The sequence below is a fragment of the Brevundimonas sp. genome, from assembly GCF_965278935.1.
Taxonomy (GTDB): domain Bacteria; phylum Pseudomonadota; class Alphaproteobacteria; order Caulobacterales; family Caulobacteraceae; genus Brevundimonas.
Window position 1 is genome coordinate 430,794 of record NZ_OZ257124.1, and the last position, 21,719, is coordinate 452,512.

24 protein-coding genes are annotated in these 21,719 nt (G+C 68.7%); 10 read left to right on the forward strand and 14 right to left on the reverse strand.

Translation table 11 applies throughout. From position 1 onward, the window contains the following. Positions 1–110: 110 nt before the first annotated feature. The 8 genes from purH to ACQY68_RS02190 form a co-directional block, all read right to left on the reverse strand. Positions 111–1,715, reverse strand: a complete 1,605-nt coding sequence (purH, locus tag ACQY68_RS02155) for a bifunctional phosphoribosylaminoimidazolecarboxamide formyltransferase/IMP cyclohydrolase (RefSeq protein WP_428151381.1) — start codon at positions 1,713–1,715, stop codon at positions 111–113. Between the two features lie 77 nt (positions 1,716–1,792). Beyond that, positions 1,793–2,020 carry a hypothetical protein gene (locus tag ACQY68_RS02160; protein WP_428151382.1) on the reverse strand — a complete coding sequence of 76 codons (228 nt, stop codon included), beginning with the start codon at positions 2,018–2,020 and terminating at the stop codon, positions 1,793–1,795. A 141-nt stretch (positions 2,021–2,161) separates the two neighbouring features. Further along, positions 2,162–2,761 (reverse strand): DsbE family thiol:disulfide interchange protein, encoded by a 600-nt coding sequence (locus ACQY68_RS02165; RefSeq protein WP_428151383.1) that lies wholly within the window; start codon positions 2,759–2,761, stop codon positions 2,162–2,164. Further along, the gene (ccmD, locus tag ACQY68_RS02170; protein WP_428151384.1) at positions 2,761–2,919 is read right to left on the reverse strand and encodes a heme exporter protein CcmD; all 159 of its coding nucleotides are present in this window, start codon (positions 2,917–2,919) and stop codon (positions 2,761–2,763) included. Before ccmD ends, ACQY68_RS02165 begins: the two co-directional genes overlap by 1 nt. After that, the gene (locus ACQY68_RS02175) at positions 2,919–3,638 is read right to left on the reverse strand and encodes a heme ABC transporter permease (protein ID WP_428151385.1); all 720 of its coding nucleotides are present in this window, start codon (positions 3,636–3,638) and stop codon (positions 2,919–2,921) included. Before ACQY68_RS02175 ends, ccmD begins: the two co-directional genes overlap by 1 nt. A 119-nt stretch (positions 3,639–3,757) precedes the next feature. After that, a complete protein-coding gene (locus ACQY68_RS02180) occupies positions 3,758–3,970 on the reverse strand; it encodes a cold-shock protein (protein ID WP_298158945.1) in 213 nt (70 codons plus the stop codon). Positions 3,971–4,152: 182 nt separating this feature from the next. Next, complete coding sequence (locus ACQY68_RS02185; protein WP_428151386.1) at positions 4,153–4,422, reverse strand: hypothetical protein; 270 nt, start codon at positions 4,420–4,422, stop codon at positions 4,153–4,155. 42 nt (positions 4,423–4,464) lie between these two features. Beyond that, complete coding sequence (locus ACQY68_RS02190) at positions 4,465–5,712, reverse strand: YihY/virulence factor BrkB family protein (RefSeq protein ID WP_428151388.1); 1,248 nt, start codon at positions 5,710–5,712, stop codon at positions 4,465–4,467. Positions 5,713–5,901: 189 nt separating this feature from the next. On the opposite strand from ACQY68_RS02190, the gene prmC reads away from it, so the two are divergent. The 3 genes from prmC to ACQY68_RS02205 all read left to right on the forward strand — a co-directional run bounded on the left by prmC (position 5,902) and on the right by ACQY68_RS02205 (position 9,591). Beyond that, on the forward strand, positions 5,902–6,786 hold the full coding sequence (gene prmC, locus ACQY68_RS02195; RefSeq protein WP_428151389.1) for a peptide chain release factor N(5)-glutamine methyltransferase: 885 nt from the start codon (positions 5,902–5,904) through the stop codon (positions 6,784–6,786). Positions 6,787–7,085: 299 nt separating this feature from the next. After that, a complete protein-coding gene (locus tag ACQY68_RS02200; RefSeq protein WP_428151390.1) occupies positions 7,086–8,174 on the forward strand; it encodes a DUF4167 domain-containing protein in 1,089 nt (362 codons plus the stop codon). Between the two features lie 79 nt (positions 8,175–8,253). Further along, complete coding sequence (locus tag ACQY68_RS02205; RefSeq protein WP_428151391.1) at positions 8,254–9,591, forward strand: hybrid sensor histidine kinase/response regulator; 1,338 nt, start codon at positions 8,254–8,256, stop codon at positions 9,589–9,591. On the opposite strand, the gene ACQY68_RS02210 is transcribed toward ACQY68_RS02205, so the two are convergent. Both ACQY68_RS02210 and ACQY68_RS02215 read right to left on the reverse strand, forming a co-directional pair. Then, the gene (locus tag ACQY68_RS02210; RefSeq protein ID WP_428151392.1) at positions 9,588–10,979 is read right to left on the reverse strand and encodes an RsmB/NOP family class I SAM-dependent RNA methyltransferase; all 1,392 of its coding nucleotides are present in this window, start codon (positions 10,977–10,979) and stop codon (positions 9,588–9,590) included. The two genes, ACQY68_RS02205 and ACQY68_RS02210, sit on opposite strands and share 4 nt — an antisense overlap. Further along, a complete protein-coding gene (locus ACQY68_RS02215) occupies positions 10,976–12,946 on the reverse strand; it encodes a potassium transporter Kup (protein WP_428151393.1) in 1,971 nt (656 codons plus the stop codon). Before ACQY68_RS02215 ends, ACQY68_RS02210 begins: the two co-directional genes overlap by 4 nt. Positions 12,947–13,125: 179 nt before the next feature. On the opposite strand from ACQY68_RS02215, the gene ACQY68_RS02220 reads away from it, so the two are divergent. The 5 genes from ACQY68_RS02220 (at position 13,126) to neuB (ending at position 16,702) form a co-directional block, all read left to right on the forward strand. Next, a complete protein-coding gene (locus tag ACQY68_RS02220) occupies positions 13,126–13,620 on the forward strand; it encodes an Rrf2 family transcriptional regulator (protein ID WP_428151394.1) in 495 nt (164 codons plus the stop codon). A gap of 134 nt (positions 13,621–13,754) precedes the next feature. Then, the gene (locus ACQY68_RS02225; RefSeq protein ID WP_428151395.1) at positions 13,755–14,186 is read left to right on the forward strand and encodes an NINE protein; all 432 of its coding nucleotides are present in this window, start codon (positions 13,755–13,757) and stop codon (positions 14,184–14,186) included. 12 nt (positions 14,187–14,198) lie between these two features. Further along, positions 14,199–14,993: an SDR family NAD(P)-dependent oxidoreductase gene (locus ACQY68_RS02230; RefSeq protein WP_428151396.1), complete on the forward strand. Its 795-nt coding sequence runs from the start codon at positions 14,199–14,201 to the stop codon at positions 14,991–14,993. A gap of 48 nt (positions 14,994–15,041) precedes the next feature. Next, positions 15,042–15,689, forward strand: a complete 648-nt coding sequence (locus ACQY68_RS02235; RefSeq protein WP_428151397.1) for an acetyltransferase — start codon at positions 15,042–15,044, stop codon at positions 15,687–15,689. Beyond that, positions 15,686–16,702, forward strand: coding sequence for an N-acetylneuraminate synthase (neuB, locus tag ACQY68_RS02240; protein ID WP_428151398.1), 1,017 nt, complete (start codon positions 15,686–15,688; stop codon positions 16,700–16,702). Before ACQY68_RS02235 ends, neuB begins: the two co-directional genes overlap by 4 nt. 9 nt (positions 16,703–16,711) lie before the next feature. Here neuB and ACQY68_RS02245 read toward each other — a convergent pair whose 3' ends face one another. Beyond that, positions 16,712–17,410, reverse strand: a complete 699-nt coding sequence (locus ACQY68_RS02245; RefSeq protein ID WP_428151399.1) for a MarC family protein — start codon at positions 17,408–17,410, stop codon at positions 16,712–16,714. 87 nt (positions 17,411–17,497) lie between these two features. On the opposite strand from ACQY68_RS02245, the gene pyrF reads away from it, so the two are divergent. Next, positions 17,498–18,217 carry an orotidine-5'-phosphate decarboxylase gene (gene pyrF / locus ACQY68_RS02250; RefSeq protein WP_428151400.1) on the forward strand — a complete coding sequence of 240 codons (720 nt, stop codon included), beginning with the start codon at positions 17,498–17,500 and terminating at the stop codon, positions 18,215–18,217. 230 nt (positions 18,218–18,447) lie between these two features. On the opposite strand, the gene ACQY68_RS02255 is transcribed toward pyrF, so the two are convergent. The 3 genes from ACQY68_RS02255 to ACQY68_RS02265 form a co-directional block, all read right to left on the reverse strand. Beyond that, complete coding sequence (locus tag ACQY68_RS02255; protein ID WP_428151401.1) at positions 18,448–19,458, reverse strand: hypothetical protein; 1,011 nt, start codon at positions 19,456–19,458, stop codon at positions 18,448–18,450. Positions 19,459–19,586: 128 nt separating this feature from the next. After that, entirely contained in the window at positions 19,587–19,979 is a 393-nt protein-coding gene (locus ACQY68_RS02260; RefSeq protein WP_428151402.1) for a hypothetical protein, read from the reverse strand. A gap of 56 nt (positions 19,980–20,035) precedes the next feature. Next, complete coding sequence (locus tag ACQY68_RS02265; protein ID WP_428151403.1) at positions 20,036–20,239, reverse strand: DUF1674 domain-containing protein; 204 nt, start codon at positions 20,237–20,239, stop codon at positions 20,036–20,038. A gap of 135 nt (positions 20,240–20,374) precedes the next feature. Here ACQY68_RS02265 and ACQY68_RS02270 point away from each other — a divergent pair, with 135 nt between their 5' ends. After that, positions 20,375–21,610, forward strand: coding sequence for an argininosuccinate synthase (locus ACQY68_RS02270; protein ID WP_428151404.1), 1,236 nt, complete (start codon positions 20,375–20,377; stop codon positions 21,608–21,610). Positions 21,611–21,719: the final 109 nt, after the last annotated feature.

Sequence of the window (21,719 nt, forward strand, 5' to 3'; positions counted from 1 at the left end):
AGCGGGTGGCTCGTTGGCGAGACCGCGTTTCACCCCTCACCCGACCGCACAAGAACGACGGCTGCGCCGCCGTGTGCGCTCTCCCTCTCCCGCAAGGGGAGAGGGGCTCTTTAGTGCCTGAAGACCCGCACGCCGGTGAAGGCCATGGCGATGCCCTGTTCGTCCGCCGCGGCGATGACTTCCGCGTCGCGCACCGAGCCGCCCGGCTGGATCACCGAGGTGGCGCCGGCGGCGACGGCTTCCAGCAAACCGTCGGCGAAGGGGAAGAAGGCTTCGGACGCGCAGGCCGAACCCTCGGCCAGCGAATGGGCCAGACCCTTGGCCTCTCCGGCTTCGCGGGCGCGGATGGCGGCGATGCGGGCCGAGTCGCGACGGTTCATCTGGCCGGCGCCGATGCCGGCGGTCTGGCCGTCCTTCGCATAGACGATGGCGTTGGACTTGACGTGTTTGGCTACGGTGAAGGCGAACAGCATGTCCGCGATCTCGGTCGGCGTCGGCTGGCGGCGCGTGACGATCCTGAGGTCCGAGGGCTTGATCAGCGAACGGTCGCGTGACTGGACCAGGAAGCCGCCGGCGACGGAGCGGAACACTTCGCCCGCGCCGTGCGGGTCGGGCAGGCCGTCGGTGATCAGCAGGCGCAGGTTTTTCTTGGCGGCGAAGACGGCTTTCGCCTCCTCGTCGGCGCCGGGGGCGATGACGACCTCGGTGAAGATCCCGGTGATCGAGCGGGCGTCGGCGCCGTTCAGGGGGCGGTTAACGGCGATGACGCCGCCGAAGGCCGAGACGGCGTCGCACTCGAGGGCGCGGGCGTAGGCTTCCGACAGGTCCTTGCCGACCGCCACGCCGCAGGGATTGGCATGTTTGACGATGACGCAGGCCGGGCTCTCGAACTCGGCGACCAGCTCATAGGCGGCGTCGGCGTCGGCGATGTTGTTGTAGCCCAGTTCCTTGCCCTGTATCTGGGTGGCGTGGGCGACGCCGGGGCGGGCCTCTCCGGTGCGGTAGAAGGCCCCCGTCTGGTGCGGATTCTCGCCGTAGCGCAGGGTCTGGGCGAGGCTTCCGGCGATGGATTTCCGCGCCGGGGCGGCGTCTTCGAGCTGGCCGGCGAACCAGCCGGAGACGGCGGCGTCATAGGCGGCGGTGCGGGCGAAGGCGCGGGCGGCCAGCTGCTTCCTCAGGGCCAGCGAGGTCGAACCCGAGGCCTTCAGGGCCTCGACGATCAGGCCGATGCTCTCGCCGTCGACGGCGACGGCGACATAGCCGTGGTTCTTCGAGCCCGAACGGATCATGGCGGGGCCGCCGATGTCGATGTTCTCGATCACGGCGTCGAAGCCGGCGCCGGAAGCAACGGTTGATTCAAATGGATAGAGGTCGATCCAGACGATATCGATCGGCCCGATGCCGTGCGCGTCCATGGCCGCCTTGTGCTCGGTCGCGTCGCGGACGCCCAGCAGGCCGCCGTGGACCACGGGGTGCAGGGTCTTGACCCGGCCGTCCATCATCTCGGGGAAGCCGGTCAGGTCCGCGACGTCCTTCACCGGCAGGCCGAAGCCGGCGATGGCGGCGCGGGTGCCGCCGGTCGAGACCAGCTCGACGCCCGCCTGGTGCAGGACGCGCGCCGCGTCCTCCAGACCCGCCTTGTCCGACAGGGAGATCAGGGCGCGGACGGGCTTCACCGCGTCGGGGGCGGGCGGAAAGTCGGGAGCGGCGGGCATGGGGCGAATCCTGGGGGAGGGCGGATGCGCGCGCGTCTAGCACCGGTGACGCCCGGGGTCACCTTCGAGGTGCGAAACTAGACCCGGATATCGAGAAGCTGACCGGGACGGGGCAGGCGGGGGGATTCCGGCGCGCCGGTCGGGGCGGCCTGCGAGGTTTGAGCGGCCTGGGGCTGGGGCGTCGCCTGCGCCTGGTTGAGCGCGGCGCGAAAGAAGGCCGCCTGCGCCGCCCTGGCCTGGGCCGACGGACCCGCCGGGGTCGTGGCGGGCAGTGACGAAGGAAGGTCGGGCCGGATCGCGCTCATGCCGACAGGGTTAACGAAACCTGTCGAAAAAGGGTTAACGGCTTTCCGTGTTGGCTACCGCTCGACGCGCGGCGTCTCGCTGCTTGAGCCAAGCTTCGGGTCTATCGCTCGCGACGCGGTCGCGCGCTGCTTGAGCCCCGGTTAGTTGGCGGCGTCGCGGCGGGCCCTGGCCTCGTCCAGCGTCCTCGCGGTCGGCAGGGGCCGCGTAGGGGCGACGAGCGCCGAAGTCAGCCGCTCGACATCGGCGTCGGTCAGGATCGGGCCGGCGGACTTGGCGACGATCCGCCCCATGGCGTCGACGGCGAAGCTCTCGGGGACGCCCGAGACGCCGAGGTCGAGGCCCGCGCGACCCTCGCGATCGACCAGAACCATGGCGAAGGGATCGCCCATCTCGTCGAGGAAGGCCTGGGTCGCCTCGGGCTCGTCCTTGTAGGCGACGCCGACGACCGCGATCCCTTGCGCCTTCAGGGCCAGCAGGCGCGGGTGTTCGAGACGGCAGGGGGCGCACCAGCTGGCGAAGACGTTGACGATCATCGGCTTGCCGACCCCGGCGGTGCGGATGTCGACGTTCTGGGGTCCGGCGACGCCGTCGGCGAGGATGGGCAGAACGGTCTCGGGGACCTGCTGGCCCACCAAAGCGTCCGGCTTGAACTCCGGATCACGCTTCAGAGACCAGCCGGCGAACAGCGCGAATAGCGCGACCACGACGACGATCGGGATGATGGCGAGCCAACGCTTCATCATGTGTCTTCGGCCTCAGTCTCCAGCCGCTTCAGTTCGGCCTTCCATGTCCCTGAGGCGGAGACAGCCCGCGCGACGACGGCGCCGAGCACCAGGGCGCTGATCGCCCAGGCGGGCCAGACAAAGGCGGCGTAGGGGCTCATGTCGAGATCGAGCATCAGGCTTCCAAAGCTTGTCGGGCGCGCAGGGTCTGGACCCGGCGGCGGGTGATCTCGGTGCGGATCGAGGTCAGCCAGACGGCCAGAAACAGCGCCCCGTAGGCGGCCATCATGGTCAGCAACGGCGCGAGGAAGACGGGGTCAAGGCTCGATCCTCCGGCACGCAGCAGGGAGGCCGGCTGGTGCAGGGTGTTCCACCAGTCGACCGAGAACTTGACGATCGGCAGGTTGATAAGCCCGACGAGACCGAGCACGGCGGCGGCCCGGGCGGCCTTGGCCTCGTCATCGATCGAGGCGCGCAGGGCCATGTAGCCGAGGTAGAAGAGGAACAGCACCAGCACGCTGGTCAGCCGCGCGTCCCAGACCCACCAGGTCCCCCACATCGGCTGACCCCACAGGGAGCCGGTGATCAGGGCGAGGGCCGTGAAGGCGGCGCCGGGCAGGGCGGCGGCGCGGGCGGCGGCGTCGGCCAGCGGATGGCGGAAGACCAGGGCGAAGAAGCTTGAGACGCCCAGCGCCGCATAGGCGCCGAGGCCGAGCGTCGAGGCGGGCACATGCACGAACATGATCCGCACCGTGTCGCCCTGCTGATAGTCGCCGGGCGCCGCGAAGCTGAGCCAGGTCCCGACGGCCAGCAGCACGGCCGCGATCGCCCACAGCACCGGCGTCAGCGGCCGGGTGAAGCTCATGAAGCGGGCGGGATTGGCGAGGCCGAACATCGTCCGCGCGATTACGCGCCGCGCGGGGCAGGAGCAAGCGTACGCCGGGTCGCGCATACGAAAACGGGGCCGGAGCTTTCGCCCCGACCCCGTCAGTCACTTGAAAAATCCGTGAAGGACTATTCAGCGGCCTTCAGCTGGCCGGCAGATTCCTTGCCGGTGCGACGGTCGCGTTCGACTTCGTACGAGACCTTCTGGCCTTCGTTCAGGCCGTTCATGCCTGCGCCTTCAACGGCCGAAACGTGCACGAACACGTCCTTGCCGCCGTCCGAGGGCTCGATGAAGCCGTAGCCTTTAGTGGAGTTGTACCATTTGACAGTGCCGGTAGCCATTTTAAGGACCTCCGTTAGCAGTTTGCATCAGGCAATAGCGCCTGAAGCCTGTCGGGTCTGAATGGGATCGGCCAGAAACTCGGTGCGTTCGCAAAGAGAGAGGGCGTTACGCAGAGAGATCGACGGGCCTCATATGGGCGCAAAACGCCCTGTGCACAACCTGAGTCTCGATTCGTCGCGATTCAGGCCGGGACCGGGCCGTCCTCGTCTTCATCCTCGAGTTCGGATTCGGCGGTGGCCGGCGTCTCTTCCTCGCCCTCTGGCGCGACGTAGTGGGCGACGCAGAGCTTGCGCAGGGCGGATGTCAGGGAGCCGCCGTACAGGCGATCCTGGACGCGCTCGTGGCCTTCCTGCTGCAGGCGGGTCTTGATGTCGCCGACGGTGCGACACTCGCCGCTGCGGGCGAGTTCGTAGGCGCGTTCGAGGGTCGTGGGACGAAAGTTGTTACTCATGGCCGTAGAGATAGGCGCGCCGGGCGGGTTTTGCGAGGCGAGTCAGGCGGATGAGGTGTTCGGACCCCGTCTCAGCGTCCGCGCCACCGTCGCCGCCTGTCGGCGGGTGAAGGCCACGACCTCGCGGCTTCCCTGCGGGGCGCCCACCGTATCGGCCATGGTGGCTCCTCGCGCCCCGATCGGAGCCCCCCGGCTGACGGTGGTGTCGATCGCCGTCTGATGCTCGATCTCGGCGTTCAGCTTGGCCCCCATCAGGACGACCTGAACCGACAGCCAGACCCACAGCAGAAAGCCCATGGACGTCGCAAGGGGGCCGTAGGAGTCCATGCGGACGAAGTTGGTCAGGTACCAGCTGAAGGTGAACGAGATCAGCACGCTGAGCGTGGCGGCGAAGATCGCACCGGGAAACAGCCACCGCAGCGTCGCGTTCGCCCGGCTTGGACCGAAGCGGTACATGGCCACCAGCGTCAGGACATAGATGGCGAACAGCATCGGCCATCGCAGAGGGGCCAGCCGCTCCCAGTCGTCCGCCAGACCGAACAGCCCCAAAACGATCGGCACGCCGACCACGAGAGCCGCGCTGACCAGCACCGCCGCAAGGCCCGACAGGGTGAAGGCGAAACACAGCAGGTTGTACTGGACGATGTCGCGCTTCTCGACCTCGTGGTAGGCGACGTTGATGCCGTGAAACAGGGTCTTGATCCCGTTGTTGGCCGTCCACAGCGACAGGCCGAGGGTCCAGATCAGGGTGAAGGTCAGGTCCCGCGTCGATCCTGCCGCCAGCCGGGTCATCTCCTGGGCCAGGAAGCTCGCGACACTGGACGGCAGCAGTGCATAGAGGAAGGCGACCCGCCCCGAGGCATCGGCCGGATCGGCGAACAGGCCATAGACGGTGACGAAGGCGGCGAGGGTCGGAAACAGCGACAGCAGCATCAGGAAGGTCACCCCGCCGGCCACGAAACCCACCTGATCGGTGAAATAGCCGTTGCCGACCCGCCAGCCGATATCGATCCATCCCTTGTGCGGGATATGGGCGGGACGCCGCGCCAGCCGCCCCCGACCCGGATGCCGGCGGTCGAAATCCTCGGGCGTCGGAGGCTTGGGCGGCGTCGGCCCGGCGCGTTCCGGCCGCAGTTCGAGACCGTATTTGTGTCCCTGGGTGTAGATCACGTGGGCGGCGCCCGCCCCTGCGGCCAGCCCGCCGACGACCGCGGCGATCACCTTCCAGGCCCCGGGGGCGCCGCCTCCGCGTGGCGAGGGGGTCCGTCCGGGCAGGGTGGGAAACTTCATCGGCGGGTCAACGGTCCTTGTGCCGATCACGTTCCGGCCAGGCTCGACCTTGCCTGAAAACCGCGCGTGGGGCACTGACCCGGCGACGGGAACGCGCGGCGACCACGCGCTTTCCGCCCTCCATGACCTGCCGCCGGTTCCGGCGCGCCCCAACACTTGGCGTGGTCCTCACCACGCGGAGATGATCCGATGACCGAACCCGCCACTCTCGTCGCCGCCTGGAAGGCCGCGCAAGGCGAGCTCAAGGCCGCCCGCATCGACAGTCCGGCCATCGACGCCCGGCTGTTGCTGGAGGCCGCGACCGGAGCCAGCCGGCTGGAGATCCTGACCGACCCGCACCGGCCCCTGACGCCGGAGCAGTCGGCGACCCTGGCCGGCTATGTCGAACGCCGCCTGCGCCGCGAGCCGGTGTCGCGGATCCTGGGTCGCAAGGGGTTCTGGAAGATCATGCTGAACGTCACCCCCGACGTGCTCAGCCCGCGCCCGGATACCGAGACCATCCTCGACGTCGCCATGCTCGCCTTCGAACCGGCCCAGGCCTTCAGCGTCATCGATCTGGGCACCGGGTCGGGCGCCATCCTGCTGGCCGTTCTGGGCGACCGGCCGGGCGCGCACGGGGTCGGCACCGACATCTCGTCGGAAGCCTTGGCGGTGGCCAAAGAGAACGCGGCCAACCTCGGCCTCGACAATCGCGCCACCTTCCTGAGGACCGAATGGGCGGCCGGGTTCGGCGACCACAGCTTCGACCTGGTGGTGTCAAACCCGCCCTATATCCCGTCCGACGACATCGCGGGCCTCGATCCGGAAGTGCGCGAGCATGATCCGTTGCTGGCGCTGGACGGCGGGCCGGACGGTCTGCAGGCCTATCGCGACCTCGCCCCGGAGATCGCCCGGATCCTGAAACCCGGCGGGGTCTTCGCCGTCGAGATCGGCTGGGATCAGGGCGAGGCGGTCAAGGCCCTGTTCGAGGCCGCCGGCCTGACCGACGTCAAGGTGGTCAAGGACCTCGGCGACCGGCACCGTGTGGTGACCAACGGTCCCGACCCGCGCACGACGCCGATCCGTCAAAGCTGATCCGACGCGGCCGATCCGAACAAACCCCTTGGAAACCGCCCCGGCGCGCGCTAAGTCCTTGGTCGTCTCCCTCCCTTCCGCATCTTGCTGAACCGTCTTCAGGTCCAGCGACGCTCGGCCGGGATGCGCGTGAAGGTCGGCGGTGTTCACTGCTTGCGGACCACGACGGGCGACAAAGGTCCTTCCGATAACATCGCCGCCGGGGATTGGCCCCCAAGCGAACCGGAACCACAGACAACCGGCCTGCTGCCCTCGCCATCGTCGCGCAGGGACACGCCAAACCAGCACGGTAAGCCTCGATGCGAGATTTCAAGGGCATGAAGCGTCAGCGCGGCCGCAACCGGAAACCCGGTGGCGGCGGCGGCAACGCGAATGCGGCGAACCCCAACCGTTCGTGGGATTCTCAAGGTCCCGAGAACATCAAGGTCCGCGGCAACGCCCAGACCGTCTACGAGCGCTATCAGCAGCTGGCCCGTGACGCCGGCTCGTCGGGCGACCGGGTGCTGGCGGAGAACTATCTCCAGCACGCCGAACACTATTTCCGCGTCCTGCGCGCCCTGCAACCGCAACGGCCGGTCTCCGAGATCGCCGCACGCGAACTGTCGAACCAGGGCTATGACATCGATTTCGAGGACGAGACCGGGGCCCAGGCCGCCGCCTTCCTCGCCGCGCAACAGGCCGCCGACCGCATCCAGCAGCAGAGCGACGCCCGCGACGCCGAGGCCGCTCAAGGCGCCCAGCAGTCGCGCGAGCAACGCGAGTGGACCCCGCGTCCGCCGCGCGAAGAGAATCAAAATCGGGATGGCCAGAACCGCGACGGCCAGAACCGGGATCGCGAGTGGACCCCGCGTCCTCCGCGCGACAACCAGAACCGTGACAACCAGTCCCGCGACGGCCAGGACGGCCAGTCGCGCGCCGAGGGCGAAGGCCAGGGCGAAGGCGGTCGTCGCGAGACCCGCCGCGAACGCTGGGAGCGTCGCCGCGAGGAACGCAATCGCCGTTTCGAGGCCGAGGGCGGCACGCCCGACACCCGCACCTATGAAGAGGCCGAGGGCCGTTTCGAGGGTCGCACCGAAGGCGGTCGTGACGATAATGCCCGGGTGGGGGGTGACTTCATCGCCTCCACCGCTCCGGTGAGCTATGCGCCGCCCGCCGAAACCGCTCCGGTCGAGGCCGCGCCGGCGGAGGGCGAACGTCCCGCCCGTCGGACCCGCACCCCGCGCGCAGAGGCACAGGTCGACACGGCCCAGGCCCTGCCCGGCTTCCTGACCCGTTCGGCCGCTCCTGCAACGGCCCCGGCTCCGGTCGCGTCCGACGAAGGCGAAGCTCCGGCGCCCAGGCGTCGCGCGCCCCGCAAGAAGGCCGACGCGCCCGCCGACGGCGAGTGATCGCGAGCCGGAGGCCACCTCCGGTTTACGATAATGCAACCTGTAAGTGTGCACCTTCCGGGATACCGGAGGTTGCGTCATGGAATTCGTACTGCTTATCGTCGCTCTGGCTCTGGCGGGATGCCTGGCGGGCGTCAGGCTGGGGTATGTGGCCCGGCGGCAGGCCGTCCGTCTCGCCGAGCTCAACGATTCGCTGGAAGGTCGCATCACCGAACGCACGCAGGAGTTGCGGCTGGCGCTTGAAGCATCGGATGAGCAGGCCAAGGCGGTGGCCGCCGCCAGCCAGGCCAAGTCCGACTTCCTCGCCGGCATGTCCCATGAACTGCGCACGCCTCTGAACGCTGTCATCGGTTTCGCCGAACTGATGCGGATGAACGAGCACGCCGAACCCCTGACCCGCCGCCAGTCCCAGGCCGTCGAACAGATCCTCGGCTCCGGCCAGCATCTGCTCAGCCTGATCGAGGAGGTTCTGGACCTCGCCCGCATCGAGGCCGGGAAGCTGTCCATGTCGATGGAGCGGGTCGATCCCCAGCTGGTCGTGCGCCAGGTCTGCGAGACCCTGAGGCCCCAAGCCGAGGCCGCCGGGATCATCCTGCGCGCGCCCTCCCCCACGGCGGGTCTGGGGGTGGTCGCCGACCGCACCCGGCTGCGTCAGGTGCTGATCAACCTCTTGTCCAACGCCATCAAATACAATCGCGAGGGCGGCGACGTCCTGCTGGAGGTCCGCCAGACCGACGAGGGCGTGGCCCTGTCTGTGCATGACACCGGCGTCGGCATCCCCGAGGACCGGATGGCCGAGCTGTTCCAGCCCTTCAACCGCCTGGGCCGCGAAACTTCCGACGTGGCCGGAACCGGTATCGGTCTGGCCGTATCGCGTCGTCTGGCCGAGGCCATGAACGGACGGCTGGAGGCGGTCAGCCAGGCGGGCGCGGGCTCGACCTTCACCCTTCACCTGCCGCTGGCGCGGCCGGCGGCCCAGTCGGTCACCGCCTCGCCCATTCCAACGGGATCCTTGCCGGCGGCGACCATGCTCTATGTCGAGGACAATCCGTCCAACATCGCCCTGATGCGCCATGTCATCGCCGCCCTGGGCCCGATCCAGCTGCATGTGGCCGAGAACGGGCACGAGGGACTGGCCCTGGCGCGCGACCTGAGGCCGGACATCATCCTGCTGGACATCAACCTGCCCGGCCTGTCGGGGTTCGAGCTGAAGGCGCGGCTGGACGCCGATCCCCTGACCAGGGGCCTGCCGGTGCTGGCCCTGAGCGCCAGCGCGATGCCGCAGGACGTCAAGCGCGGCAAGGAGGCGGGCTTCCGCGACTACCTGACCAAACCGCTCGATATCCGGGTTCTGGCCGAGGCGCTCAATCGCGCCCTGGGCTCCGACGAACAACAGTCGTCGAAGGCGGCGGCCTAGATCCGGTCCAGACGCGCGACGAAGAAGCCGTCCAGCGACCCCTGTTCGGCCCACATCGAGGGCAGGATGCGCAACCAGCCCTCGGGCGTCAGGGCCTCGGCCGGGGCGCCGATCGCCGCCGGATCGGCGGGCGCGGTCCTGAAGGCCGGGTTGCGGCGCAGGAAGGCGATGATCTGGGTCTCGCCCTCTTCCCGCTCCAGCGAGCAGACGCAGTAGACCAGACGACCGCCCGGGGCGACGCGACCGGCGGCGGCGTCGAGCAGCCGGTGCTGGACGTCGGCCAGCTTGGCGACCTCGGCGGGCTTGGTGGCCCGCAGAACCTCCGGATTGCGTCGCAGGGTGCCGGTCGCCGTGCACGGCGCGTCCAGCAGGACGGCGTCGAAGGTGCGGTCGTCCTTCCAGTCCTCGCCGGGCGTGACGACGATCTCGGCCGTCAGACCGGTGCGTTCCAGATTCTGACGCAGGCGACGCAGGCGGGGTTCGGACCGGTCCAGGGCGACCACGGTCGCGCCCGAGGCCGCGAGCTGAAGCGTCTTGCCGCCGGGCGCGGCGCACATGTCCAGCGCCGTCTCTCCGGCCCTCGGCGCGAGCAGGCGCGCGGGGATGGCCGCAGCCGCGTCCTGAACCCACCATCCGCCGGTCTCGTAGCCTGACCATGTCGCGACGTCGCCACGCACGCCGGACCGGACGGTCCCGCCCGGCAGGACGGAGCCCTCGATGGCGTCGGCCAGAGCCTTCGCATCCTCGCCGGGCTTGAGGCTGAGGTCGGTCGGCGGCTCGTCGCGGGCGGCGAGCGCGATGGCGGCCAGCGCCGCCTCGCCATAGGTCTGTTTCCAGCGCGCGGCGATCCAGTCGGGCAGGTTGGACTCGGCCGTGGTCATGCCGGGCCCTTCGCGCTCGATCCCGCGCAGGACGGCGTTGACCAGGGCCTTGTAGGGCCGGGTCTTGGCGTCGCGCTCGGCCAGCTTCACCGCCGTCGAGACGGCGGCGAAGGCGGGCGTTTCCAGCACCAGGGTCTGGGCCAGGGACACCCGCAGGATGGTGCGGACGGCCTCCGGCGGCGACTTCTGCAGGCGACGGTTCAGGATGGCGTCGATCTCGCCGAGACGACGCAGCGCGGCCATGGCGACGGCGCGGGCGAAGGCGCGGTCCGGGCCCGGCAGGCTCTTCAGCTCGGGCAGGGCCATGGCCTCGTCGAGACCGTTGCGGCGCTCCAGGGCGGCGTTCAGCAGCACTCCGGCGGCGATGCGCGCCTCGACACCGATGTCGGCCGCGCCGTCCGGCTCCTCCGTGCGAACCATCGGCTCGCGGCGGGGTCCGCGCGCCTTGTCGGCCATGCGGCGGCCGCGCGCGCCGGAGTTCTTGCCCTTGGGCGTGCCCCCGCTCACACGGAGACCTGGGTGCCGAGCTCGACCACGCGTCCGGGCGGGATGTGGAAGAAGTCGGTCGGGTTGGCCGCGTTGCGCATCAGGAAGATGTACAGCTTGTCCTGCCACAGGGGCATCCCCTGCGACGCCGACGGCACGACCGAGCGGCGACCCAGGAAGAAGCTCGTCGACATGATGTCGAACTTCACCCCCTGCTTGCGGCACTGGCTCAGCGCGCGGGGGACGACGGGGCTCTCCATGAAGCCGTAGCTCAGGGTGATCTTCTTGAAGTCGTCGTTGATCGGTTCGATCAGGACGCGCTCGCTCTCGTGCACGCGCGGCCGGTCGGTGGTGCGCACGGTCAGGATGACGTTCTTCTCGTGCAGCACCTTGTTGTGCTTGAGATTGTGCATCAGGGCGACCGGGGCGACGTCGGGGTCCGAGGTCAGGAAGATGGCCGTGCCCGGCGAGCGGTGCGGCGGACGGGCCCGCAGCATCTCGATCAGGTCGGTGAGGGGCAGGCTGTCCTTCTTGGACTTGGCCGAGAGGATCTGGGACCCCCGCGTCCAGGTCCACATGATCAGCACCAGGAAGGCGCCCAGAACCAGCGGCAGCCAGGCCCCGTCGGGAATCTTCAGCAGGTTGGAGGTCAGGAAGACGCTGTCGATGAAGCCGAACGGAATGAGGGCGCCGAGCGTCGCCCACAGCGGCCATTTCCACTTCTTGGTGATGACCGAATAGCTCATCAGGGTGTTGATCAGCATGACCCCGGTGACGGCGACGCCATAGGCGGCCGTCAGGTTGTGCGAGCTCTGGAACACGAACAGCAGGACCAGCACGCCGATCATCAGGAAGGTGTTCACGGCCGGGACGAAGATCTGTCCGGCCTGGGTCTCGGAGGTGAAGCGGATGTCGATGCGGGGCAGAAGGCCCAGCTGGACGGCCTGTTGCGTCACCGAGAAGGCGCCGGTGATCACGGCCTGGGAGGCGATGACGGTGGCGATGGTGGCCAGAGCCAGCATCGGCCAGTAGGCGAACTCCGGCACCATCGACCAGAACGGGTTTCCAGCCGCGGCGGGATTGTCGAGGATCAGGGCGCCCTGCCCGAGATAGTTCAAGGTCAGGCACGGCAGGACGAAGCACAGCCAGCCGGCGCGGATCGGGGCTTTGCCGAAGTGACCCATGTCGGCGTAGAGCGCCTCGGCCCCGGTCACGGCCAGGAAGACGCTGCCCAGGATGATGAAGCCCAGGAAACCGTCGTTGAGCAGCAGCAGGACGCCGTAGTGGGGTGACAGGGCGCGCAGCACCGAGAGGTCGTCGAAGATGTGATAGAGGCCGAGCGCGCCCAGCGACAGGAACCAGATCGCCGTCAGCGGCCCGAACCATTTCGACAGACTGGCCGTGCCGCGCGACTGGACCAGGAACAGGCCGATCAGGATGGCGGCGGCGATCGGCACGATGAAGGCGTCCAGACGCGTTCCCACGCCGGGCGCGTCCTTCACGCCCTCGATGGCCGACAGCACCGAAATGGCGGGGGTGATGATGCCGTCACCATAGAAGAGCGCCGCGCCGCACACGCCGAGAATGAAGATCCAGGCCGAGCGGCGGCCGATGGCGTGGGTGGCCAGGGCCATCAGGGCCAGGGTCCCGCCCTCGCCCTTGTTGTCCGCGCGCATCAGGAAGAGGACGTATTTGAACGTCACCACGACCATCAGCGCCCAGAAGGCCAGCGAAACCACGCCGATGACGGCCAGTTCGCCGCCGACGCCGGACTGGGCGTGGGCGATCGCCTCACGCAGGGCATAAAGGGGGCTCGTGCCGATATCGCCGAACACGACGCCGATGGCGCCGATGGTGAGCGCCCAGAATCCGGCCTTGCCGACGCCGTGAGACGCGGCGTGGCCGTGGCTTGAGCCGTTCTGGGCGGCGGTCGTCTGAGCAGGCGGGGCGGGGGGAGCGCCGTCGCCGGGGGATGCGTCCCCTGCCATGAATATCCTCCGGGCGCCGCGGTCGGCGGGCCCATCAAAGCGGAGGGCCTGTAGGCTCATTCCGCGGCCGGTTCAATCGCATGGAAACGGTTTCAGTTGCACCGTGTTCGGCAAGCCGATGACCGGGATTTGTGAATCCGGCTCCCCGTGCCTACCTTGAGGTCTGGAACCGGACGAAAATGTCAGACAGCCAACGCTTTCCCGTCGCCGCCCACGCCTTGGCCTATCTGGCCCACAAGGGCGCGTACGACGCCGCCCGCGCCTGCCCCAGCGCCATTCTGGCGGCCTCGGTGCCGACCAACCCCGTGGTCATCCGCCGGGTGACCGCCCTGTTGTCCAAGGCCGGGCTGATCGCCACCCGCCCCGGCGCCTCGGGCGGATCCTGGCTGCTGCGTCAGCCCCAGGACATTCGTCTCGACGAGGTGTTGAAGGCCGTGAACGGTTGCGCCCACCTGGGCTCGCCGCCCCAGGGCGCCAAGGGTTGCCCCATCGGCGAGCATATTCCCCGTCAGGTCGCCAAGGTCCTGACCCTGGCCGATCAGGCCGCGTCGGACTCGCTGTCGAAGATCACCATCGCCGACCTGCTGGCCGAGAAATCGGCTGCGCTGGACGGGATCGAGGAACACCCGGCCTGCACCGAGGCCATCCGCGCCGCCGGCGCCGTGGCGGCCTGATCCTCGCGACAAAGTTGGCCGACTAAACTTTCGGTTGATCTTCCATCGGCGTTCGTGACTATTTTCTTCCTAGTTTCTCAGGGGGAAATATGTCCGAAGCAAACTCGGGCCTGAGTAGGGATACTCAGGCGCTCATGGCCTTCGAGGCGTCGAAGAAATCCGCCGGAGTAGCCTATCTGCTGTGGTTCTTCACGGGAGGTTTTGGAGGGCATCGATTCTATCTGGGCAGGACCGGCTCTGCCGTCGGCCAGCTAATTTTGTCTGTTCTCGGGTGGCTGCTCCTTCTTGCCGCAGGCATCGGCCTGCTTTTCCTCATTCCTTTAGGGATCTGGCTTCTCGTCGACCTTTTTCTGATCCCCGGCATTATCCAGGGACAGAACGGTGATCTGATGAGACAGCTTGATGCGAGTGCCAGCGCGGGTTCGCATCGTTCTGTGTCGGCGGTGGACGAGCTTGGAAAATTTGCGGCGCTGAGAGATCAGGGTGCGATCACCGAAGCTGAGTTCGAAGTCCAGAAGGCTCGACTTCTGGGCACTCCGGCTCCCATCGTCAGTTCCGCCATTTAACCTGGAACGCCAGTGCCTCGAATACTGATCACCGGCGCCTCCGCCGGCATCGGAGCGGCGCTGGCCCGGGTCTATGCCGAGAAGGGCTGGGATCTGATCCTGACCGCGCGGCGCGAGGCCGCCCTGACGGTGCTGGCGGTCGAGATCATCACCAGATACGGCGTCGCCGCGACCGTCATCCCCGCCGATCTGGCCGACCCTCAGGCGCCGGCCCGACTGGTCGAGGTGATCGCCGCCAGGGGGCTTCAGGTCGATGGCCTGATCAACAACGCCGGCTTCTCGCGCACCACGGGCTTCCTCGCCACCGACCCGGCCCAGCATGCGGCGATGGTTCAGGTCATGCTGTCGGCGCCGGTCGCCCTGTCCCGCCTCCTGCTCCCCGGCATGGTCGAGCGCGGCTTCGGCCGGATCATCAATGTCGCCTCCTTGGCCGGCCAGATGCCCGCGACCGGCGGCGACACCCTTTACGGCCCGATCAAGTCGTTTCTGATCAAGGCGTCGCAGGGTCTGTGGCTGGAGACGCGCGGGACCGGCGTCCACGTCACGGCCCTGTGCCCCGGCTACACCCTGACCGAGTTCCATGACGTCAACGGCTCGCGCGAACAGGTCTCGTCCGCCTATCCGTCGTGGATGTGGCAGACGGCCGGGCATGTGGCGCGCGTTGGCCATGCGGCCTGCGAGGCGGACCGGCCGAGGGTCACGCCCGGCGTCATGAACAACGTCATGGCCGGGCTGGCGAAGCTTCTGCCCGACGGTCTGGCCCTGAACATGGTCGCCGGTCACGCGCGGCGGCTGAAGCGGATCTGATCCGCCTCGCTTGAGCCGGCGGGCAAATCAGGCGCTAGGATCGACCCCATGACCTCTCAGGCGATCTTCGGACTGGTCGGCGTGGGCGGGCACGGCCGCGAGACCATGCCGTTCGCCCGCGCCCATATCGCCGCCCATCCCGATCTGGGCGTCGATGTCGACCGGATCGTCTTCGTGGATCGCGAACCCGGGCCCGCGATCGGCGGCCATGGGGTCCTGGCCGAAGACGCGTTCACCGCCGTGGATGGAGAACGGCTGTTCGCGGTGGCCGTCGGCAAGCCGGAGACCCGCCGGGCCATCGCGGAGCGGCTGGAGGCCGTCGGATGTCGCGCCCTGACCGTGATCGCGACGTCGGCCACCGTCGTCGACAGCGCCCGCGTCGCCTCCGGCGGCCTGATCGCCCCCTACGCCCTGATCAACGCCGACGCGGTCGTCGGGCGGCACCTGATCGCGAATGTCTATTCGAGCCTGGCCCATGACTGCGTGGTCGGCGATTTCGTCACCCTGGGCCCCCGCGCCTGCGTCAACGGATCGGTGCGGATCGGCGACGGGGTCGAGATCGGGGCGGGCGCCCTGATTCGTCAGGGCCTTATGATCGGCGAAGGGGCGGTCATCGGCATGGGGGCGGTGGTGGTCAAGGACGTCCAACCCGGCGCCGTCGTGGTCGGCAATCCGGCGCGGGAGATCGCCCGGTGAGCGTCTTCTTCATCGCCGAGGCCGGGGTGAACCACAACGGCGACCTCGACCTGGCGCTGCAACTGGTCGATGTCGCCAAGGCGGCGGGCGCCGACGCGGTCAAGTTCCAGACTTTCCGGTCGGGCGCCATCTCGGCCCCCGAAGCGCCCATGGCCGAGTACCAGAAGGCCCGCGATGGCGCCGTCAGCCAGTCCGAGATGCTGAAACGGCTGGAGCTGCCGGATACGGATTTCGCCCGCATCGCCGACCACTGCCGCACGATCGGGATCGAGTTCATGTCCTCGCCCTTCGACATCGACAGCGCCCGGATGCTGGCCGGCCTCGGCATGAAGCGGTTCAAGCTGGCGTCCGGCGAGATCACCAACGCCCCCTTCGTGAGGGGCGTGGCCCGGCTGGCGGCGGCGGCCGGCGGCGAGGTCGTCCTGTCGACCGGAATGAGCACGCTGGACGAGGTGGCCGAGGCGGTCGGCTGGATCGCGGCCGAGGGCGATCCGGGCCTGACCATCCTGCACTGCGTCTCCAACTATCCGGCCCCGGCCAAGGACGCGAACCTGCGCGCCATGGACACCCTGGCCGAGGCGTTCGGACGGCCCGTCGGCTGGTCGGATCACACCCTGGGCGACGCCGTCTCCCTGGCCGCAGTGGCGCGCGGGGCGACGGTGATCGAGAAGCATTTCACCCTCGACAAGACCTTGCCCGGCCCCGACCACGCCATGTCCCTGAGCCCCGGGGAACTGGCCGGACTGGTCGCCGGCGTCCGCACGGTGGAAGCCTCGCTCGGCGACGGGATCAAACGCCCGGTCGAGGCCGAGCGCGAGATCATGGTGGTGGCGCGCAGAAGCCTGTTCGCGGCGCGGGACATCGCGGCGGGGGCGACGATCGAGGCTTACGACCTGATCGCGCTGCGTCCCGGCGACGGCATCTCGGCGGCGAAGCAGGGGGACGTGGTGGGGCGGCCGACTGCCCGCGCGGTCCCGGCGGGGACCAAGTTGACGGACGGCGACCTGGGCTGACGCCCCGGCTCAGTGACCGCCGGCCGGATAGGGCGCCGTCACCCCCGTCGCGAACATGCCGGGCAAGGCCTCGCCCAGCCCGGCGAGGATGAACTGGATCGCGAGAGCGCACAGAATCAGGCCCAGAACCCGCACGATGATGGCCAGGCCCACGTCGCCCAGAATCCGGCTGATCGGACCGGTCAGGGCGAAGCTGACGAAGGACACTCCCGCCGCCGCCGCGATGGCGATCAGGGAGGCGGCCGTACCCGCCGCGCCGATCTTCTCGGCCTCTCCGGCCTGGATGATGATGGCCGAGATGGCGCCTGGACCGATCATCAGGGGGATGGCGAACGGCACGACCAGCCGCTGGAACCGCCGCCGCGCATAACCGCGCACGTCTTTCAGATCGAGGGCCGCATCCTTGTCGGCGAAGGTGGCGAGGAAGTCCTCGCGCGCCATGTCCAGACCCAGCAGCAGCAACAGCACCCCGCCCGCGATCCGGAATGCCGCCAGCGAGATGCCGAAGAACTGCAGCAGGCCCAGGCCGGTGAAGAAGAAGAAGGCGAGGAAGACCGCCGCGAACAGGCAGATCAGGGCCGAGACCGAAATCCTCTGGCTCAGGGTCGCCCCGGCCGTGGCCGCCGCGAAGATCGGAATATTGCCGATGGGGTCCAGCAGGGCGAACAGGGTCACGAACAGGTTGACCCCCAGATCGAGCGCGTCCATTGCCTTGTCCTTAGCCTACATCACTGAACGCCGGTTCGCCGACGCACCCCTGTGCGCCGGGTCTAGCCGGTCACGCGGAGCCCGTCGATGACCTCGCCTCTCCTGTCCGACCCGCGCCTGATCGTCGGGCTCGATCTGCCCTCGATCGACGAGGCCCGCGCCCTGGTCCAGCGGATCGGCAACGGGGTCGAGAGCTACAAGGTCGGGCTGACCCTGCTGGCCCGTCCCGGCGGCGTCGCCTTCGCCCACGAGCTGCAGGCCATGGGCAAGCTCGTTTTTCAGGACTGGAAGCTGCACGACATCGGGGCCCAGGTCGAAGGCGCGGCGCGTTCCGTCGCCGAGGGCGGCTGCGATCTCCTGACCGTCCACGCCGAGCCGCAGGTCATGCGGGCGGCGGTCAAGGGACGGGGCGGACACACGACGAAGATCCTCGCCGTCACCGTCATGACCAGCCTGTCGGACGAGGACCTCAAGGAAATCGGCTATTCGGCCCGGGCCGCCGACCTCGTCGAGGCGCGGGTGCGCCAGGCGCTGGATTGCGGCGTGGACGGCGTGGTGTCGAGCCCGCTGGAGGCTGCGCGCGTGAAGGAGATCGCGATCGAGGCCGGTCGTCCCGACTTCCTGATCGTCACCCCGGGCGTGCGTCCGGCCGGCGGCGACCTCGGCGACCAGCAACGGGTCGCGACCCCGGCCGCCGCTTTGCAGGCCGGGGCGACCCATCTGGTGGTGGCGCGTCCGGTTATCGCCGCTGAAAACCCGGTCATGGCGGCGGCTCTGATCGCCGCCGGGATGGACGGCGTTCGTTAGCGACAGCCAAAGGAATTTATTCTTGGGCAAGACTTGCGTCATGACCCGGGCGAACCATTTGAGGCGTCGGTCTTTGACACGTCGACAAGGTGCTGACGCTGGATGTGATCCAGCCGATTTCGCATAATCCTTGCACTGTTCCGGCCGCTGAATCGGTAGTCCTCTGATTCACAAGGAATTCGTTTGCACCGTCTTGCACTCGAATTTTCGGAAACAGTGCAACGGCGAGTCTAGCCGCGCTCGCCCGGCTCCTGCCGGTAGGGATAGCCCTCGCCCGTGTCGCCCGGAGGCAGGTCGCCGTAGTAGTCCTGCGGCACCTGGATATGGACCGGGGCCGGCTGATAGACCTGCGGCTCGGCATAGGCGGGCTCGGGATAGGCCGGCTGGTACTGAACCTGAGGCGGCGCATAGCTCTGGCCGTAGCCGCCCTGGTCGTAGGCGACCGGTTCCAGCGGCGAGGCCTGATAGGGGATGGGCGCATAGCGGGGGCCGTCGTCACGACGGTGGGAATAGCGGTCGCCGCCCTGATAGCCGCCCGAGCTGCTCTCGCTGTAGCTCTCGTAGCGGCTGTAGGACGAACCACCGCGAACGTCCGAATAGTTCTGCTGGTAGCCGTAACCGCCGCCGTGGTTGTCGTCATGGCCGCCGTGGCCATGACCGCCCTGACAGTCGCAGGACGGCGGCGGAGGCGGCGGGGGAGGCGGAGCGGGCGGATAGCCGCCGCCGCAATTGTCATAGCAGGGCGCCGGGCGCGGGGCGCAGCAGCGGTCGGTGGTCACATAGCGACGGCCGAAGCCCTGGGCGACATAGCCGAACGGGCGGCTGGGGCCGTAGCCGGGGCCGCGCACGACGACGGCATAGCCGGCGCCGTAGCCGTAGCCTCCGCCCATGTCGACGCCGCCGCTGCCGTGGATGACCGAGCCGCCGTAACCGCCGCCGCCCCGGATCGCCCCGACGTCATAGCCCCGGGCATTGATATAGGCCCCGGCTCCCGCACCGGCGTAGGCGCTCGCATTGGCGTTGGCGTTCACGTTCACATTGATGTTGCCGCCGTAGTGTCCGCCGCCCCCGCCCGGGTGACCGCCGCCTCCGCCGCAGCCGCCGCCACAGCCACCTCCGCCACCGTGGCCTCCGCCGCCATAGCCACCGCCGTGCTGGCTCCCGCCGCCGTTTTCGCTCGCCAGCGCGGGCGAAACGCCCAGCAACAGGAGGGCGGTCAGGATCGAGATGAGGGTTTTCACTGGGCGGACTCCGCGACGTTCGAGGCCACCGTAGGCCTTCTCGCGCGGAAGGGTTCCGGATGCTCCAAGGGCGGGAGCAATCCGCTCAAGACGTGGTTAAATCTCGCTTTTCTGGCGTGAAGGTCGGTTCAGCGGTCGTAGAGGTAGGCCCCGACGCCGCAAGAACAGTCGCGATCCCGAGAACGCCCGTGGTCGGCGCCGCGCGGGGCGCGGTCGTCGTTGTAGCCATAGACATCGTGATAGCCGCGTCCCGGCGGGCTCGACCACCGCGTCCACTGGCCGGAGGCGTGGGTGCTGTATCCATACCGGCCGCCGCGATCGTGCCCGGAGCCGTACCGGGCTGGCGGTCGATAGGCGCGTGGATCGCCGTAACCCGAGCCGTATCCATAAGCGACCGGCCCGCCGTAGGGTTGGCCGTAGGGTGCGGGCTGGGCCGCATAGACGGGCTGGCCCCAGGTCTGGGCGGCGGCTGTGCCGGGAAGAGCGACAGCGGCGAGGGCGATCAGGGCTAGGCGGCGCATGGGATCCTCCGGCGGGACGAAAAGGTTAACGCCGTTCGCCGGGATTCGTTCGCGTCTCAGAAATCGACGGCGAGGCCCTTCTTCTCCCAGTCGCCGTAGCGGGTCGGTTCCGGGCCCGTCGGTCCGCCGTGCTCGGTCGCCAGCTCCTGCGCCTCGGCCTGTGCGCGGCGTTCGGCGGCCTCGGCCAGGGCGCGCTTGGCGGCGTCGCTGAGGATGCGTTCAGGCGGGGCTTCGTCGGGCGTTTCGGGCGCGTCGGTCATGGGTGGACACATAATCCCGACCGCCGCGTCGCGATAGGCTCACCGGCCGCCACAGTCTCGCCCTTGCATCCCGGGCGCTCAGGCCGTTTAAGCGCGGCCAAATCCTCCTCCCGCCGTTCTGCGAAAGATCCCGCCATGGCCAAAGCTTCCGACAAGCCCTTCAAGAAGGTCGTCCTGGCCTATTCCGGCGGCCTGGACACCTCGATCATCCTGAAGTGGCTGCAGACGGAATACGGCGCCGAGGTCGTGACCTTCACCGCCGACCTGGGCCAGGGCGAGGAACTGGCTCCCGCGCGCGAGAAGGCCCTGAAGATGGGCATCAAGCCCGAGAACATCTTCATCGACGACCTGCGCGAGGAGTTCGTGCGCGATTTCGTCTTCCCCATGTTCCGCGCCAACGCCCAGTACGAGGGCGACTATCTGCTGGGCACCTCCATCGCCCGCCCGCTGATCGCCAAACGCCAGATCGAGATCGCCCGCATGGTCGGCGCCGACGCCGTCTGTCACGGCGCCACCGGCAAGGGCAACGACCAGGTCCGCTTCGAACTGGGCTACTACGCCCTGGAGCCCGACATCCGCGTCATCGCCCCCTGGCGCGAGTGGGAATACCGCTCCCGCGAGGCCCTGCTGGACTTCGCCGAGAAGAACCAGATTCCGATCGCCAAGGACAAGCGCGGCGAGGCGCCGTTCTCGGTCGATGCCAACCTTCTGCACTCCTCGTCCGAGGGCAAGGTCCTCGAGGACCCGGCGGTCGAGGCCCCCGAGTTCGTCCACCAGCGCACGATCGCGCCCGAGGACGCGCCCGACAAGGCGACCGTCATCACCATCGGTTTCGAGAAGGGCGACGCGGTCTCCATCGACGGCGTGGCCATGTCGCCGGCCACGATCCTGACGAAGCTCAACGAACTGGGGCACGACAACGGCATCGGCCGCCTCGACCTGGTCGAGAACCGCTACGTCGGCATGAAGTCGCGCGGCGTCTACGAGACGCCCGGCGGGACCATCCTGATCGCCGCCCACCGCGGCATCGAGTCGATCACGCTGGACGGGGGCGCCATGCACCTGAAGGACCAGCTGATGCCGAAGTATGCGGAGCTGATCTACAACGGCTTCTGGTTCTCGCCCGAGCGCGAGATGCTCCAGGCCGCCATCGACCTGTCGCAGCAGAAGGTCTCGGGCACGGTCCGCGTGAAGCTCTACAAGGGCAATGTCGCCGTCATCGGCCGCGAGAGCCCCAACAGTCTCTATGACCAGGATCTCGTGACCTTCGAGGAAGGCGTCCAGGCCTACGACCACAACGACGCCGGCGGCTTCATCAAGCTGAACGCCCTGCGCCTGCGGGTTCTGGCCAAGCGCGACCGACGCACCTGAGGCCCTGAGGCGTCTGACGAAGGGCGCCTCGAAGATCGATTCACCGACCCCGGTCTTGCGTGATGGGTTGCGACCAGGTCTCGGGGCCGGGCCGCCATCACGGCCGCCG